Source organism: Sinomonas albida, from assembly GCF_004919045.1.
GTDB classification, from domain to species: Bacteria; Actinomycetota; Actinomycetes; order Actinomycetales; family Micrococcaceae; genus Sinomonas; species Sinomonas albida.
Window position 1 is genome coordinate 12,421 of record NZ_SWDW01000008.1, and the last position, 16,122, is coordinate 28,542.

Annotated in this window: 14 protein-coding genes; 10 read left to right on the forward strand and 4 right to left on the reverse strand. The window is 64.8% G+C overall.

The window, feature by feature from the left end; translation table 11 throughout:
* Positions 1-130 precede the first annotated feature (130 nt).
* The 4 genes from E6A26_RS09325 to E6A26_RS09340 are packed head-to-tail and all read right to left on the reverse strand — an operon-like array spanning position 131 to position 4,934.
* Positions 131-1,672, reverse strand: a complete 1,542-nt coding sequence (locus tag E6A26_RS09325; protein WP_211129066.1) for an alpha-L-arabinofuranosidase C-terminal domain-containing protein — start codon at positions 1,670-1,672, stop codon at positions 131-133.
* 51 nt (positions 1,673-1,723) lie between these two features.
* Positions 1,724-2,650 carry a carbohydrate ABC transporter permease gene (locus tag E6A26_RS09330; protein ID WP_211129068.1) on the reverse strand — a complete coding sequence of 309 codons (927 nt, stop codon included), beginning with the start codon at positions 2,648-2,650 and terminating at the stop codon, positions 1,724-1,726.
* Positions 2,647-3,585: a carbohydrate ABC transporter permease gene (locus E6A26_RS09335; RefSeq protein WP_136610928.1), complete on the reverse strand. Its 939-nt coding sequence runs from the start codon at positions 3,583-3,585 to the stop codon at positions 2,647-2,649. The genes E6A26_RS09330 and E6A26_RS09335 overlap by 4 nt, the downstream gene beginning before the upstream one ends.
* Positions 3,586-3,590: 5 nt before the next feature.
* A complete protein-coding gene (locus tag E6A26_RS09340; protein WP_136610929.1) occupies positions 3,591-4,934 on the reverse strand; it encodes an extracellular solute-binding protein in 1,344 nt (447 codons plus the stop codon).
* Between the two features lie 342 nt (positions 4,935-5,276).
* On the opposite strand from E6A26_RS09340, the gene E6A26_RS09345 reads away from it, so the two are divergent.
* The 10 genes from E6A26_RS09345 (at position 5,277) to E6A26_RS09390 (ending at position 16,062) form a co-directional block, all read left to right on the forward strand.
* On the forward strand, positions 5,277-6,383 hold the full coding sequence (locus E6A26_RS09345) for a LacI family DNA-binding transcriptional regulator (protein ID WP_136610930.1): 1,107 nt from the start codon (positions 5,277-5,279) through the stop codon (positions 6,381-6,383).
* A gap of 609 nt (positions 6,384-6,992) precedes the next feature.
* Positions 6,993-7,988: a LacI family DNA-binding transcriptional regulator gene (locus tag E6A26_RS09350; protein ID WP_234865284.1), complete on the forward strand. Its 996-nt coding sequence runs from the start codon at positions 6,993-6,995 to the stop codon at positions 7,986-7,988.
* Between the two features lie 197 nt (positions 7,989-8,185).
* Positions 8,186-8,677, forward strand: a complete 492-nt coding sequence (locus E6A26_RS09355) for a hypothetical protein (RefSeq protein ID WP_136610932.1) — start codon at positions 8,186-8,188, stop codon at positions 8,675-8,677.
* 107 nt (positions 8,678-8,784) lie between these two features.
* Positions 8,785-9,939: a substrate-binding domain-containing protein gene (locus E6A26_RS09360; RefSeq protein ID WP_136610933.1), complete on the forward strand. Its 1,155-nt coding sequence runs from the start codon at positions 8,785-8,787 to the stop codon at positions 9,937-9,939.
* 62 nt (positions 9,940-10,001) lie between these two features.
* Positions 10,002-11,507 carry a sugar ABC transporter ATP-binding protein gene (locus tag E6A26_RS09365; RefSeq protein ID WP_136610934.1) on the forward strand — a complete coding sequence of 502 codons (1,506 nt, stop codon included), beginning with the start codon at positions 10,002-10,004 and terminating at the stop codon, positions 11,505-11,507.
* A gap of 1 nt (position 11,508) precedes the next feature.
* On the forward strand, positions 11,509-12,495 hold the full coding sequence (locus E6A26_RS09370) for an ABC transporter permease (protein WP_136610935.1): 987 nt from the start codon (positions 11,509-11,511) through the stop codon (positions 12,493-12,495).
* A gap of 2 nt (positions 12,496-12,497) precedes the next feature.
* Positions 12,498-13,619: a Gfo/Idh/MocA family protein gene (locus E6A26_RS09375; protein ID WP_136610936.1), complete on the forward strand. Its 1,122-nt coding sequence runs from the start codon at positions 12,498-12,500 to the stop codon at positions 13,617-13,619.
* A gap of 14 nt (positions 13,620-13,633) precedes the next feature.
* Positions 13,634-14,455 carry a sugar phosphate isomerase/epimerase family protein gene (locus E6A26_RS09380; protein ID WP_136610937.1) on the forward strand — a complete coding sequence of 274 codons (822 nt, stop codon included), beginning with the start codon at positions 13,634-13,636 and terminating at the stop codon, positions 14,453-14,455.
* A gap of 23 nt (positions 14,456-14,478) precedes the next feature.
* Entirely contained in the window at positions 14,479-15,660 is a 1,182-nt protein-coding gene (locus tag E6A26_RS09385; protein ID WP_136610938.1) for a levoglucosan dehydrogenase, read from the forward strand.
* A gap of 72 nt (positions 15,661-15,732) precedes the next feature.
* Positions 15,733-16,062: a putative quinol monooxygenase gene (locus E6A26_RS09390; protein ID WP_234865286.1), complete on the forward strand. Its 330-nt coding sequence runs from the start codon at positions 15,733-15,735 to the stop codon at positions 16,060-16,062.
* Positions 16,063-16,122: the final 60 nt, after the last annotated feature.

The following is a 16,122-nucleotide window of genomic DNA, read 5'->3' on the forward strand; positions in this document are numbered from 1 at the left end:
TTAGCGTCCTGTTGTCAGGCGCGTGTGCACACCGCATCGACACGATGCCGAGACTTCAGCCCGAACCCGAGGAAAACAAGAACCCCGCACCTCGTGGTGCGGGGTTCTTTCCGAGAGGAGCAGTTGCACATCAGCGGGTCGGATCTGCCGTCCAGACTCCCATCGCGGTGCTCCACTCATACACGTCGTCGTTGGCCTTGAACTCGCCGATTTCGCATATGGAGACGCTGTGAGGCGGGAGGGTGGTCACGCCGTCGCTGAAGAGGAGTTCAACCGGCTCGGGCTTGACACTCTCCGGGCTCTCGACGTCGTTGAAGGCATCCGCGTGGGGACCGCTCAGGATGACCGCGGTGCGCGTGCCGTCGATCGGCTTGCCGCCCATCCCGATCCGGATCTGGACGGCCTCAACCTCGGACTTGTTCACAAGGGCGACCTTGATTCGCCCAGTTTCGTCGGTCGTGGCGATGGCGTCCACGAGGGGGACGTCACCGGCGGGGGTGCCGAGGCTGGAGGAGGAGATGGCGGAATCGACGACGCGCGGGCCGAGCAGATTCGCGTACATGCTCATCACATGGAAGGTGGTCCGCTTGACGACGCCTTCCGGGTGGACGAAGAGGGGCCCGCGGGTATTGATCGTCGGGGCGAGGTTGGCCATTCCGACGATGTCACCGTTGCGTAGGCAGCTGTTGAGGAAGGTCGCTGAGAAGACCGCGTCGGCCATTGTGTAGGTAGCGTTGTTGTCATTGAGGTCGCGCGCGGCGATGGCAGCTTCGTCGTTGCCCCAGGGGTGGTGCCAGCCTCGCAGGTTCCATTCGTCAAAGGCGATCTTCACGTGCCGCTGCCCGGAGGCCTCGATCAGAGCACGTGCCATGGCGATCTGCTTCTCGGGTCCGAGGGTCAGACCCATGCACTCCATATAGGACGAGGGCTTGTTGGAGTAGGCCAGCTTGTCCCAGTATCCGTGGATGCTGATGTAGTCCAGATACCTCCCAGCCTGCTCGAGCAGCGGGATGGCCCAGTCCGGCTTCTCGACTGCGGCCGCGAGGAGTTTCACTTCCGAGTCGATGCGCCGCATGAGCTTGGCCGACTCGGTGACGAGGGACGCCCACTCCGCGGCCGATTTGGCCCCGATTTCCCAGTCTCCATAGTTTTCGTTGCCGATGCTCCAGAACGGCACTGCGAATGGTTCGCTGTAGCCGTTCTCTGCCCGCAGGTTGGACCACTTGCTGCCCTTCTCGCGGTTCGTGTACTCCAGCCAGCTTGCCATCTCCTCGGGCGTCCCTGTGCCTGCATTCGTGCAGATGTAGGGGTCGGTTCCCAGTTCGCGGCACCATTCCACGAACTCGTCAGTGCCGAAGGTGTTAGGGTCAACGACCCGCCATGCGGGGTCGTAGACCGGGGACCTGTCGGGCCCGACTCCGTCAAGCCAGTGGTAGGCGGAGACGAAGCAGCCGCCGGGCCAGCGCATGTTGGGGATCTTGAGTTCCCTGAGGGCTTCGAGGACGTCGAGGCGGAATCCTCGCTCATCCGACAGGTGCGAGCCCGGATCGAAGATGCCTCCGTAGATCTGGCGGTGGAAGTGTTCGATGAACTGTCCGAAAATGTGCCTGCTGTACTCGATCTGCCTCCGCTGGGGGTCGATTTCCATAGAGGCCATAGGGGTCTGATTCACGATGCTCCTTGAAGGCGTTCGCTGCCGAATGGGTTGAGGTTGGGCCGGGCTTTACTTGAGGGCTCCGACGGCAAGGCCGCCGCGCCAGTACTTCTGGAGTGAGAGGAATGCGATCACGAGGGGGACGATCGAGATCAGGCAGCCGGCGATGATCAGTCCCCAGAGGGAGTAGCCGCCTCCATTGTTGGCGGAGGCCTGGCCTTCCCAGAGGCCGATTCCCACGGTGATCGGGAAGAGGTTCTTGTCGGAGAGCATCGCCAGCGGGAGGAAGTAGTTGTTCCAGTTCGCGACGACCGACAGCAGCAGAACGGTCACGATCGCGGGCCGCAGCAGGGGCAGCGCCACCTGCAGGAAGGTCCGGAACTCGCCCGCACCATCCACTCGGGCCGCGTCGAGCAGCTCCTCCGGAACGGCGTCCGAGGTGTAGACGAGCATGAGGTAGACCCCGAACGGGTTCAGCAGGGAGGGCAGGATCACGGCCCAGATTGTGTCCGTCAGCCCCAGGTCCGAGAAGAAAGTGAACGTGGGGATCACCAGGGCGGTCGCTGGGACCATGACCGAGCCGAGCAGCATAGAGAAGCTCAGGCGGCGGCCGCTGAACTTGAACTTGGCGAATCCATAGCCTGCGAGGACGGCGAGGGCAGTTGCGCCGAGCCCGCCGGCGAGGGCGTAGAGCACAGAGTTCAGCAGCCAGCGGATATATATGCCCTCGTCATAGGTGAACAGATCGGACAGGTTCGGAATCAGGTTGAAGCCCTTTCCGAACCACAGCGCGCTGGGGCTGGTGAACAGGTCCTGCGCGTCCTTGGTGCTGGCGACGAAGAGCCACCAGATGGGGATCAGGAAGTAGACGATCAGGAACCCGAGGAACAGGTATGGGAGAACGGCGCCTCGACCGCGGAGAGCCCGGGCCGTGGATCCGGGGTTACCGCGAGGGCGGAATCGGCTTGCCTCGGGGGCGAACTGTGGGGATTTCACGACAGGATGCTCCCTCGCTTGCGAGTGGCGAACATGAAGATGTAGATGGCGATGAGCACGACGATCCCGAGCGCGAACGACAGGGCGGAGGCGTAATTGAAGTTGGCGTACGAGAACGCCTGGCTGTACGCGTAAATGTTGGGCGTCGTGTTCGGCTGGATGCTGCCGTTGGAGATCGGGGCGAGGATCTCCGGTTCGGTGAAGAACTGAAGCGTGCCGATCAGGGCAAACACGACGATCAGCACCAAGGAGGATGCGACCATCGGCACCTTGAGCCGCCACGCGATCTGCCAGCCGTTCGCGCCGTCGATCCTGGCCGCCTCATACAGGCTCTTGTCGATCCCCTGGAGGGCTGCGTAGATGATGATCATGTAGTACCCCGCCCACTGCCAGGTGACGACGTTCACGAGTGCACCGAAGATGTTCGACGGGCTGAGCAGAGCGGGCGCGTTCGCCCCGAAGATCTGCTGTAGCGGCCCGAACGAAGGGCTGTAGAGGAAGCCCCACATCAGTGCGCCGATCACGGCCGGGATGGCATACGGCAGGAAGATCATCAGACGCGAGAACCTCACGAAGAGTGAGCTGAAGGCGTCGAGGACCAGTGCCGCCGCGAGAGACACCGCCATCTGGACTGGGATCAGTACGAGTGCGAAGAGCAGGACGAAGGCGACTCCGTTGAGGAAGTTCGGATCCGTGAAGGCCTTCACATAATTCGAGATCCCGACGAAGGTCGTTCCGGTCGCCAATCCCTTGTTGAACAGGCTCAGATAGAGCGCATACAGGAGGGGCGCGACGAGGAACAGCACGAAGACAATTCCGAATGGGGCGACGAACAGCCAGCCGACGTTACGGCGTCGACCCTGGGCCGAACGTCTGCGCACCGGATCCGAAATCGGCTTTTGCCGGCTCGGGGACGCAGAGAGGGTGGTAGCCATGTTCCTTACTCCTTGACCGTGAAGCCTTGGCTCTGGGCGTACTTCACAAGAGTCTGCTGAAGCTGGTCGGCAGCCTGATCGCCTGTGAGCTGCTGGTGGTTGATCTTCGTGAGAACGTCCTGGAACTGGGCGTAGAAGTACGTCTGGAAGGGTGCATAGTCCATGCCCTTGTAGGCGTTCTCCGCTGGGATGTAGATGTCCTTATTCGAGGTCTCTCCGTTGAAGAACTTGGTCTTGTTGTTGAAATCCGGTGAGTCCAGGGCCTGCTTGTTCAGGGGGAAGATGACCTGGTTCGACCAGCCGTCCTTCAGCGATGCAGGATCTGCGTAAAGCCCCTCGGCGACCTTCGCTGCCAGCGCCTTGTCGCTGGCCTGGTTCGTGACCGCGAACGTCGAGCCGCCCCAGTTGACGGAGACCGGGTTGGAGGGATCCCACTGGGGCATCGGGGAGACAGCCCAAGAGCCGGACCCGCTCTTCCCGATTCCGGCACCGGTCATGTAGCCGGGCGTCCACGCGGCCGAGGCGAAGGTGGCGTACTTGCCGGCGATGAGCCCCTGGACGTAATCCGTGGTGAACTGGTCTGTCGTGCCTACGAGGCCGTCCTTCACGAGGCCCGCCCAGTAGTTCAGAACCTGCTTGGACGCGTCATCGTTGACCTTGATGGTGATGGTGTTCTTGTCGGCCAAGTTGTACTGGAACGGCACTGACCCCTTCTGGATCATCAGAGCCATGACCTGGGCGGGCGAATTGGCGCCGAGGTCGCCGAACATCGGTCCCCCGGCGTCTTTGACCTTCTTGGCGTCCGCGGCGAACTCGTCCCATGTCTTCGGGGGAGTGATCCCGTACTTCTGGAAGATGTCCGAACGGTAGATCAGCCCCATCGGGCCCCCATCCACGGGGATCGCGTACACGGAGTCTCCCTGGGACACGTCGCGCCACGCGCCTGCGCTGAAGTTCGACTTCACGTCGTTGGCGCCGTACTTGCTCAGATCGACGAGAGCGTTCTGGATTTCGAAGGTGGGAAGGTGGTCGGCTTCCAGCATGACAACGTCCGGGAGTCCCTTGCCGGCCGAGACGGCGGTCTGAACCTTGTTGTACTCCTCGACGCCTTCCCCGACGCTGGACCAGCACACCTGGACGTCTGTGTGCTGATTGTTGAAGTTGTCGACGACGTTCTTCATGTTCGGATACCACGCCCAGACCGAGACCACAGGGGCGTTCTTCTGGACGATGGTGTTGCTGCAGTTGGACTTTGCGCTTGCCGAGCCTCCGCCGCCAGAGGCGCAGCCCGTGAGGGCAATGACAGCTCCGACGACGGCGACTACAGCTGTTGCGAGCCGTTTCTTCATGGGATCTCTCCTCCTGAGTGACTTCGTTGTCGCCTTCTCGAACCCTGGAAACGCGGGTGGCGGCACATCCGAACCTAGTACTCTGTTCTCGTCTGGTCAAGAACATGTTCTTTATTTGTCTAGATGCTTGTTCTTGCCGACCCTATGTGGGATCGTTGCTAATCGCCTCTACAATGAAGAACCGCACCGCACCGTGGGTCGTCAGGACTGCTTCGTCCACCCGCGGAAGCTTCAGCCGCCCACGAGACCACGCCCGGCTTGAGCGAGATTGTCTGATGTTCCGATTTGTTCAGCTATTGTTCGTGGTGAAGGTTGTTGGGTGCCGGGATCGGAGGGTGTTGGATGACCGAGGGAACGTCTTATCGTCGTGCGACGATGCGTGATGTGGCAGCCGCGGCTGGAGTGCCCCTTTCGGCAGTGCCGCTTGCGCTCAGCGGCAAACCTGGGGTGTCTCCCGAACGTCGTGAAGCAGTCCTGCGTGCTGCCGAGGCGATCGGCTATGACCACACATCCAGGGCTCGCAAACCGCTCTATGGCTTGATCATGGAAGAGCTGTCGCCTCAGGCCAAGGCGGACGGCTTTATAGACACCTTGCTGCAGGGCGTCTACAGGGGTGCCCGTGCGGTCGGAGCCCAGGTCGTCCTCGGCCTCTACCACTCGGGCTCTGACCCTTTCGCTGAACTCTCCGACATCGCCTCCCGTCCGCTCGACGGGCTCCTGATAGCAAACGGAGGGGACATCGACGTCGAGGTCATCGACCAAATGGCAGAGGCGAAACTGCCCACGGTCCTGATAGAAAACCGGGTTGAGCGCCCCATTTCTTCGGTAAGCTCGGACAACTTCCGGGCAGGCCTTGAGTCGACTCGTCACCTCATCGAGCTCGGCCACCGGAGGATCGCGATCATTCCCGGGTCGGAGCGTTACGAGTCGCTCCATGAGCGCCGCCAGGGATATGTGGTGGCTCTGGCAGAAGCAGGGCTCGCTCCGGACCCGGGGTTGACGATTCCGCAGCCCGCGCATGCGGCCCGCAAGGGCTACGAGCAGGCCAAGGCCCTCCTCGCTCTCCCCGAACCGCCCACGGCGATCTATGCGGTCAGCGACAAGAGCGCGATCGGCGCTGCGATGGCTATCCGGGAACAGGGACTCACCGTCGGCGAGGACATCTCCCTCGTCGGCACGGACAATGTCGAGGAGAGCGCGTCGCATATGCCCCCGCTCACAACCTTCGATACGTGCGCGGGAGATCTCGGACGCGTCGCAATCGATCAATTGGGGGCGATTATCCGCGGCTTGAACGTCGTGACCCACGCGGTTGTGGAGGGCCACCTCGTCGTCAGATCTTCCACGTCGTCGCCTACAACGGCCGTTCCGAATGGGTCGCGTCCAAAGTCGAAGGCGAGAAGGGCCGTTCGTGACGCCGAGCCCGCTGCTGCCAGCATCAGACAGTGAAGTAGAAGCCGGGTTGTACCCACGATGGTCCACGCGGGAGCCGGGGGAGCTTCCACCGTCCCCGTTGGGTCGTCGATGACACTTCGGGTCGATCGTGAAGGTGAGCGCGTCACCGAGTGCGCGGAAGGACCACCGAAGGAACCATCCGCCACAGCTGCGCCGCCGCTCCGGCCAAGAACCGCATGTTGGTGCAGTATTCGAGTTTCAATGGATGCTTCCTTTCGGGGAGACAGTGGACGCTGGGCCTCCGACGGTTGTCCGTTCGGAGGGTCAGCTGGTCCCCCAATGAGGAGATCTGACAGGCGGCATGGAGTGCCTTCGGCCAGCAGCCCACTCCTTGTTCGAGCGGATCCGTGAACGTTCACGGCCCATACTCATCGTGAGGGCTCGCAGTGCATTGCGTCAAGAGTCGCTTCGAGTATCCAAGCGGCCTGGCATTCACCCCGAGCCCGGGTGTTGCCTTGTAGCCTGGACGTACGGTCCTAGCGTCTCGCCGCGGCTGGCAGGTTTCCTTGAGTTGGGACGTCTTTGGAGAGGAGGAGCCGTTTGGCACAGGAATCGGGGCGTCCACCGGCGCCCACCCGACGGCGGAAGCCCAGCATCAATGACGTGGCACGGCTTGCTGGGGTCTCGTATCAGACCGTCTCGCGCGTCATCAACGACGCCCCGGACGTGAGCGCGGTGACCCGGGATCGGGTGCTCCGTGTGATTCAGGAAGTCGGTTACCGCCGCAATCGGATGGCCACCGCCCTCGTCACCAGCCAATCGACGGTCATTGGAATTCTCACGGACGGCTCTCCGCGCTTCGGGCCGGTCGGGACGCTCATGGCCCTCGAGAGCCTTGCGCGGCAGAACGGCTATGCGTCCACTGTCGTGACCGTCGATGAGCCTTACGAGGATAGTGTGCCGAAGGCGCTCGACACCCTGGATGACGTGGGCGTCGACGGCATCATCGTGATCGCTCCACGTATTGCCATGGCTGCCGCCGTCTGGAACGCCGATGTCCGCGTGCCGGTCGAGATGATCGCGGCCGGGGCCTCCTCGACGCCGAACGTCTTCACGTACTCGGAGAACCAGGAGCTGGGCGCCCGAATGGCGACCCAGCACCTCATCGATCTCGGCCACACGGACATCGCGCATATTGCAGGGTCGATGGAGTGGTTCGACGGCCGCGTCCGAAAGCGGGGCTGGGAGGCGGCGATCCGGGATGCGGGGCTGGAGCCCGGGCTGTGTGTAGAGGGCGACTGGAGCCCGAAGTTCGCCTACGAGACGGGGCTGCGCCTCGTCTCGGAGGGACGGGTCCCGCAGGCGATCTTCGCTGTCAGCGACCACACCGCGCTTGGCCTCATCCGCGCTTTCGCCGAGAGGGGCGTGCGCGTCCCGGAGGACGTGAGCATCGTGGGTTTCGACGACGTCGAAGGATCGGACTATTTCCTCCCGCCGCTGACCACTGTGCGGCAGGACTTCCCGGCGCTCGCCCAAGCGAGCATCGACGTGCTCCTCGGGACGATCGAGGGGCGCGAGGTCGACAGGACCCCGAGTGTCCCCACTCTCGTGGTGAGAGCGAGCGCCATCCCGGCGCGCCTGCGCCAGACCAGCTCGTAGTCCCGGGGGCACCTCTAGCCGGAGTCGAGGCGCACTCGTGCCGCGAAGCGCAATCGCGTGCGCGGGGCCGGCGGCAGGTCGTAACGGCATCCAGAAAGTCGGGTTGAGACTCTTGACACATTCCACCGTGAACGTTCACGATGGAAAAACCGTGAACGTTCACGGAGAAAATCTCTCGAAGAAGAGGAGGAGTCGCAGTGCAAGCCGAGAACCCGGTCCAGCCCCTGTGGCTCCCGCCCAAAGTCGAGATCGCCGGAGTCGACGCCGGTCAGTGGGGCAACGTGGCGAAGCTGCTGCTCGCGGCCCGCGCCTCGGATAACGACCTCGGCAGAGGTGTGGATGCGTTCGTCCCCGAGAATTCCTCGGCAGTCGTGGGCATCTTCCAGGACAGCACCCTTTGGGCGAGCTTGGTTGTCACAGCGGACGGATCAGGCTCCCTCTCATCGGTAAGGACAGTGGATCCGGGGGACTTGGGATCTTCCGGTGACCTCGCCAGCGTCTCCTCGGAGGCGGTCGCGTGGGTCCACGCCCACCACGGCCCCTGCAGTCTCGGGCTCTTCTTCGACCGGCCACACGCAGAGGCGTTCTTGGACGCCTCTGACAAGGCTGCCGCGATCCGCGCAGCTTCGACCGCGGGGGGACTCATCCTCTCGCCGGTCCCTCCAGCTCTGGCGCGTGCACTGGCCTGAGCGGCCTAGAACCGAACCCCTACCACCTGATCAGACCGCTCACGGGGCGACCCCGGGGCGCGTCCGAGCACTACCCTTCCCCTTCCCGACAGGACCGGAGAACATCAATGATCCGCAGGACAGCCTTTCTCGCGGCCGCCGCAGCCATCACACTGGCGGCCGCCGGGTGCAGCTCATCGACGAGTGCGGCCGGAGGAACTGATTCGGCCGTCTCCGAAAAGGCCGCTGCCGCCCTCAAGCAGGTGACCGGGCAGGTTCTCAGCAAGGGCCCGAACGGCGAGACGCCGTCGCCCGCCTCGGCCACGACCCTGACTCCCGACGAGGTCGCGAAGGTCAAGGCCATGGGTGCCACAGCCGCGATCGTCATGCACTACGGGGGCAACGACTGGGCGACGGCGCAGATTGCCGGCCTCAAGAGCGAGTTCGAGAAGCTCGGCATCAAGGTCATCGCCACGACGGACGCCAATTTCAAGCCGGACAAGCAGGTCTCCGACCTCGAGACCGTCATGACCCAGAAACCGAACATCATCGTCTCCATTCCCACCGACCCTGTCGCCACCGCCGCGGCCTACCGAAAGGCCTCCCAGGCCGGGGCCAAGCTGGTCTTCATGGACAACGTCCCGCAGGGCTTCGTCGCGGGCAAGGACTACGTGTCTGACGTGTCGGCGGACAACTACGGCAACGGTGTCGTCTCCGCGCACGAGACGGCCAAGGCCCTCGGCGGCAAGGGCAAAATTGGCGTCATCTTCCACCAGGCGGACTTCTTCGTGACCAAGCAGCGCTACCAGGGCTTCAAGGACACCATCTCGAAGGAGTACCCGGACATCCAGATCGTCGAGGAGAAGGGCATCGCCGGCCCCGACTTCGCTGGCGACGCCCAGGCCGCCGCGAACGCGATGCTGAGCAAGCATGCGGACCTCGCCGGCATCTGGGCCGTGTGGGACGTCCCGGCTGAGGGCGTCCTCGCGGCCGCTCGCGCCGCGGGCAGACAGGACCTCAAGATCGCGACCGAGGACCTCGGCAAGAACGTGGCGATCGCGCTTGCGAAGAACGACCTCGTGGTCGGCCTCGGAGCCCAGGTTCCGTTCGACCAGGGAGTGACCGAGGCCCAGATCGCTGCCGGATCCCTGCTGGGCAAGCAGGAGCCGGCCTATGTGGCGCTGAGCGCCTTGCCCGTCGACCACTCGAACGTCCTCGACGCGTGGAAGCAGGTCTACCACGCTGATGCCCCCGCGGACCTCCAGAGCTCGTACAAGAAGTAGCGGGCAGAAGCAGCAGAAGCAGTCGGGCGGGGGCTGATGCCCCCGCCCGGGAGGGACAACCCATGAACACGCCAGACAACGCCGTCGAGATGCGGTCCATCTCCAAGGGCTTCAACGGGGTTCCGGTCCTGAAGGACGTCGACTTCGAAGTCCGCAAAGGCGAAGTCCACGCCCTCGCCGGCGGCAACGGAGCCGGCAAGTCGACCCTCATGAAGATCCTGCAAGGCGTCTACCAGACAGATGCAGGCGAGATCCTCATCGACGGGAGGCCAGCCGCCATCACTTCCATCCAGGACGCGAAATCTGCCGGGATCGGAATGGTCTTCCAGGAATTCAGCCTCGTGCCGAGCCTGACCGTCGCGCAGAACATCTTCCTCGCCGCCGAACCAACAGCCCGCGGCCTGATCGACGACCGCGAGGCCGTGCGCCGAGCCAAGAAGCTCTTCGACGAGATGGAAGTCCGGGTCAACCCGAAGGCCGAGGTCTCCCGCCTCGGCACCGCGTACTGGCAGCTCACGGAGATCGCCAAGGCGCTGTCCCAGAACGCGAGGGTCCTCATCATGGACGAGCCGACGGCGAGTCTGGCGAGGCACGAGACCGAGGCCCTCTTCGAGCTCATCGACCGCCTCAAGGCCCGGGGCATCTCGATCATCTACATCTCCCACCGCATGGAGGAGGTGTACCGGATCGCGGACCGCATCACGATTCTGCGCGACGGTCGCCGGCTGCTCACGGAGCCGCTGTCCAGCGTCACGCCCGAACAGATCGTCGAGGGCATTGTGGGCAAGAAGATCGAGGGACAGCTCGCCTACCGCGAACGGGAGCAGGCGACGCACGACGGCGTCCCCCTCCTCGAGGTGCGTCGGCTCACCTCCGGCTCCAAGGTCCGCGACATCTCGTTCACGCTGCTGCCCGGAGAGATCCTCGGACTCGCGGGCCTCATGGGCAGCGGGCGTACCGAACTGGCCCGGACGCTGTTCGGCATCGACAGGGCCACGAGCGGCGAGATCCTGATCAAGGGCAAGAAGGTCTCGATCGGCTCGCCCAGACAGGCGATCGCGGCCGGGCTCGCCCTGATCCCGGAGGACCGGCGTGCGCAGGGCCTCGTTCTGGAGCACTCGGTGCGCGACAACCTCCTGCTTCCCCTTCTCGGAAACGTCAGCCGCGGTCCGTTCCTCGACCTCGGCGAGGGCAAGAAGCTGTCGTCGTCACTCATCGACAAGCTCGCGGTGAAGGTCGCCCACCCGAATCGGCCGGTCCGGCTCCTCTCAGGCGGCAACCAGCAGAAGGTGGTCATCGCCAAGTGGCTGGGCACCGACCCCGAGGTGCTCATCCTCGACGAGCCGACGGCCGGCGTCGACATCGGCACGAAGAGCGAGATCCTCGACATGATTCGGGATCTGGCGAGCACCGGCAAATCGGTGATCGTCATTTCCTCCGAATACCCCGAACTCCTTGCGGTGAGCGACCGAGTCCTCGTCCTCAAGGAAGGTTCCATCATCCAAGACCTGCCTCGCGGCGACATCGCCGACGAGGAGTCCCTCCAACTCGCAGTCCAGGGAGTCTGACATGAGCAAGACAGCCCCCGCGGCCACCATCGAGGCGTCGGCGACGCCGAACTTCGGCGAGATGCTGAGGAAGCTCGACTGGCGCCGCTACGTCATCTACATAGGCTTCGTCGTGGTCTTCGCCTTCTTCGCGGTCCTCCTCCGCGATCAAGGCTTCCTTTCCGCGGTCAACCTGCTGAACATCTTCCGGCAGACCGCGACCATCACAGTGATCGCTGTCGGGATGACCTACGTCATCTCGTGCGCCGAGATCGACCTCAGCGTCGGGTCGACCGCCGGCCTCTCGAGCGTTGCGACCGCCATGGGGATTTCCCAGTGGGGTCTTGTGCCCGGCATCCTGGCCGGTCTCGCCATGGGTGCGATCGTCGGGGCTATCAACGGCGGCCTTGTCAGCCTCTTGGGCATCCCCTCGTTCCTCGTCACCCTCGGCATGATGGGCATCGCGGTCGGCGCAGCCCAGTGGGTCACAGCGTCAGCCCCGCAGCCGATCCTCGACGACACCTTCAACACGATCTTCGGCTCCGGGAACATCGGCCCTCTGCCGGGCCTGGTCCTCTGGTCCGCGCTCTTCGTGGCGGTCGGCGCCGTCGTCCTCTCCCGCACGAAGTTCGGCAGGCAGGTCCTGGCCACCGGCGGCAACCGCACCGCGGCCGACTTCACGGGCATCAACACCAAGCGCATCAAGTTCCAGGTCCTGCTGATCTCTGGCATTGTCGCAAGCATCGCCGGCATGCTCTACGCCGGCCGCCTCCAGTCCGGACGCTTCCAATGGGGCACAGGCGACGAGCTCTCGGCCATCGCCGCCGTGATCCTCGGGGGGACCAGCCTGTTCGGCGGCTCCGGCACCGTGATCGGCACGCTGTTCGGCTCGCTCCTGATCGGCCTCATCAACAACGGCCTCATCCTCGCCGGACTCGACAGCAGCCAGCAGCAAGTCGTCCGGGGAGCAATCATCATCCTGGCCGTCGCCCTGGCCCGGAAGAAGTAGCCATGGCCAGCACACTCCGCTCCGGGATCATCGGCACGGGCTTCATGGGCGAGGTCCACGCGCACGCAGTACGGGCCGCGGGTGGGACAGTGGGCGCCGTCGCCGGCCGCACGACGGCGAGCGCCGAGCGCGCTGCCACCGCCCTCGGTGCGCTGCACGCGGCAGCGTCGCCGGAGGCGCTGATCGAGCGCGAGGACGTCGACGTCGTGCACATCTGCACCCCCAACGCGACGCACGCCCAGTACGCGAAGCTGGCCCTAGCTGCAGGCAAGGCCGTGATCTGCGAGAAGCCCCTCGCGACCTCCGTCGAGGACGCCGCCGAGCTCGCCGACCTGGCCCAGCGGCACGGAAGCGTCGCGGCGGTACCGTTCGTCTACCGTTTCTACCCCGCGGTCCGCGAAGCCCGCGGCCTCGTGGCGAGGGGCGAGGCCGGAAGGCTCTGGCTCCTGCACGGCTCATACCTCCAGGACTGGCTCGCCAGCCCTCAGGCGACGAACTGGCGGGTCGATCCCGCAGCCGGCGGCGCCTCGCGCGCCTTCGGTGACATTGGGGTTCACTGGTGCGACCTCATGGAGTTCGTCACCGGGCAGCGGATCACGCGGCTTGTCGCTTCGATGTCGCAGGCCTTCGCGGACCGCGGGGGCGAGGGTGGTTCCTTCCCTGTGGCGACCGAGGACGGCGCGACCGTGTTGTTCGAGACCGATCAGGGTGCCACGGGATCGGTGGTCGTCAGCCAGGTCAGCCCGGGCCGCAAGAACCGGCTTTGGTTCTCTTTCGACGGCACGGAGGCGTCGGTGAGCTTCGACCAAGAGCAGCCGGACACGCTCTGGGTGGGCCGGACGGATGCCGCCCGGCAGATCCCCGTCGGCCCCGACACCCTAGCAACCGACGGCGGCAGGCGGTACGCCCGGCTCCCTGCGGGCCACCCGCAGGGCTATCAGGACAGCTTCAATGCCTTCGTCGCCGACGTCTACGAGGCCGTGCGCGGCAATGCGCCCGACGGGCTCCCGACATTCGCCGACGGTCTCCGCGCGGCGCAGCTCACGCAGGCGCTCGTCACCTCAGCGCATGAGGGCGAGTGGGCTAGCGTCCCCGCACGCGACAAGGTTTTCACCATCATCTGAAAGGGCCGCAGTCAATGAAACTCGGATATTGCACCATCACCTGGGGCGGCGTCGTCGGGCATCCCGTCGGGGTGACAAGCGTCAAAGACCTCTTCTACATGACCCACGGGTCCATGGACCGGGCCGTGAAGGATATCGCCTCCGTGGGTTACGAGGGCGTGGAGATGTTCGACGGCAACCTCGCCGAGTATGCGGACCGACCTGAGGAGCTTCGAGGGCTGCTCGAGGAGGCGGGCGTCTCGCTGGTGAGCGTCTACACCGGGGCGAACTTCATCTACGCAGACATCCTCCCCGACGAGCTGCACCGCATCCAGCGCTCGGCAGAGCTGGCGGCGACCTTCGGGGCCGAGCGCCTCGTCGTCGGCGGCGGCGCGCGGCGCGCCGCCGGAACCACGGACGAGGACTACACGCGCCTCGGCGAAGCCCTCGACCGCGTCACTGACATCGCGGAAAGCTTCGGCCTCTCGGCCAGCTACCACCCGCACCTCACCACCATCGTCGAGGGCCCCGAGGAGCTCGAGCGCCTCATGGGCCTCACCAGGATCGGCTTCTGCCCAGATACCGCGCACCTCGCCGCGGGCGGCGCCGACCCTGCGGCCATGATCCGCAAATACCCCGAGCGCCTCCGCCACGTGCACCTCAAGGACCTCCGCAGGGATCCGTTCACGTTTTTGCCCCTGGGCGAAGGCGAGCTCGACCTCCCGGACATCGTCGAGGCCATCAAGGAGAGCGGCTATGACAGCTGGCTCATGGTCGAGCTCGACGAGTACGACGGCGACCCCCGCGCCGCCGCCGAGATCAGCAAGAAGTACCTGGACGCCCTCCTCCACTCCTGACTCCCATCGAAAAGGAACACGTCATGAAGAATCTCAATGTCGGCCTCATCGGAGGCGGCTTCATGGGCAAGGCCCACTCGCTCGCATACTCGGCGATGCCGATGTTCTTCTGGCCGGCCCCGGCCATGCCTATCCGCCACACCATTGCGGAAGCCAACGAGGGCCTCGCCGCCGAGGCCGCGCGCCGCTTCGGCTTCGAGAACTCGACCGCGGACTGGCGCCGGATCATCGAGGACCCGAGCATCGACGTCGTCGACATCGCGACCCCGAATCACCTGCACGCCGAGATCGCGATCGCCGCGGCCCAGGCCGGAAAGCACATCATCTGCGAAAAGCCGCTCGCCCGCACCGGCGAGGAGTCCAAGGCCATGTACGACGCAGTCAAGGACGCAGGCATCGTGCACATGGTCGCGTTCAACTACCGCCGCACTCCCGCCGTCGCCCTCGCGAAGAAGTACATCGAGGAAGGCGCGATCGGCCGCATCCTCAACTTCCGCGGCACCTACCTCCAGGACTGGAGCGCCGACCCCAACTCCCCGCTCTCGTGGCGCTTCCAGAAGTCCGTCGCGGGCTCCGGTGCGCTCGGAGACATCGCCACTCACGTCATCGACATGGCCCGCTACCTCGTGGGCGAGTTCGCCTCCGTGAACTCGATCCTCTCGACCTGGATCCCCGACCGGCCCCTGCAGTCCGGCGGCGCAGACGCGCTTGGGAACGTCCGGGGCGGAGACGGGCCCCGCGGCGAGGTCGACGTCGATGACGAGGTCATGACGATGGTCCGCTTCGCCAACGGGGCGGTCGGTTCGATCGAGGCCACACGCAACGGGTGGGGACGGAACAACTTCATCACGTTCGAGATCCATGGCACCGAGGGCAGCATCGTCTTCAACTACGAGCGCCGGGACGAGCTCCAGGTCTGCTTCGCGAACGACGGCGACGACCGCCGCGGCTTCCGCACCGTCTACACAGGGCCTGCCCATCCGTACGGAGACGGCCTGTGGCCCATCCCCGCGCTCGGCATCGGCTACGGCGAGACGAAGATCATCGAGGCGCATGACTTCTTCAAGGCCATCGCCGAGGGCACGAGCGTGAGCCCGAACTTCGCCGACGGCTACCAGACCGCCCTCATCGACGACGCGATCCTCGCGTCGGCCGAGAAGGAGGCCTGGGTCGACGTCCCCCGTGTGGCGGCGCTCGCGGACTAGCAAGAACAGCAAAGGGGGTGAGGAGGCCCGTCCCACCGCCTCCTCACCCCTTTCACCGCATCAGGAGGAAACATGGCCCCTCGTTCCCAGCAGGCGACAAACCAGCAGACCACGGAGGCACGTGAAGTCTGGCTAATGCCCGTCTTCGCCCCCAAACCCGAGCGTGCGGCCGACCTCCGCACAGCTCTCCGCCAGCTCCAGCAGAGGAGCCGCCAGGACCAAGGCTGCATCGAATACAGCGTGTACGCCTCAGACGGGCGATTCGTTCTCATCGAGGGGTGGGAGAGCCGAGCCGAGCTCGACTACCACAACGAGCAGGACCACGTCCGAGAATTCGTGGACATCTCGGTGGACCTGCTCATCGAGCCGTTTACCGTCACCCCGATCACGCCAGTGGTTTGAGGCCCCAGGCCCCTGCAGCTTCGCTGACGTCCGCGCGATAGCGGGCCTTCGCTGTAGCGT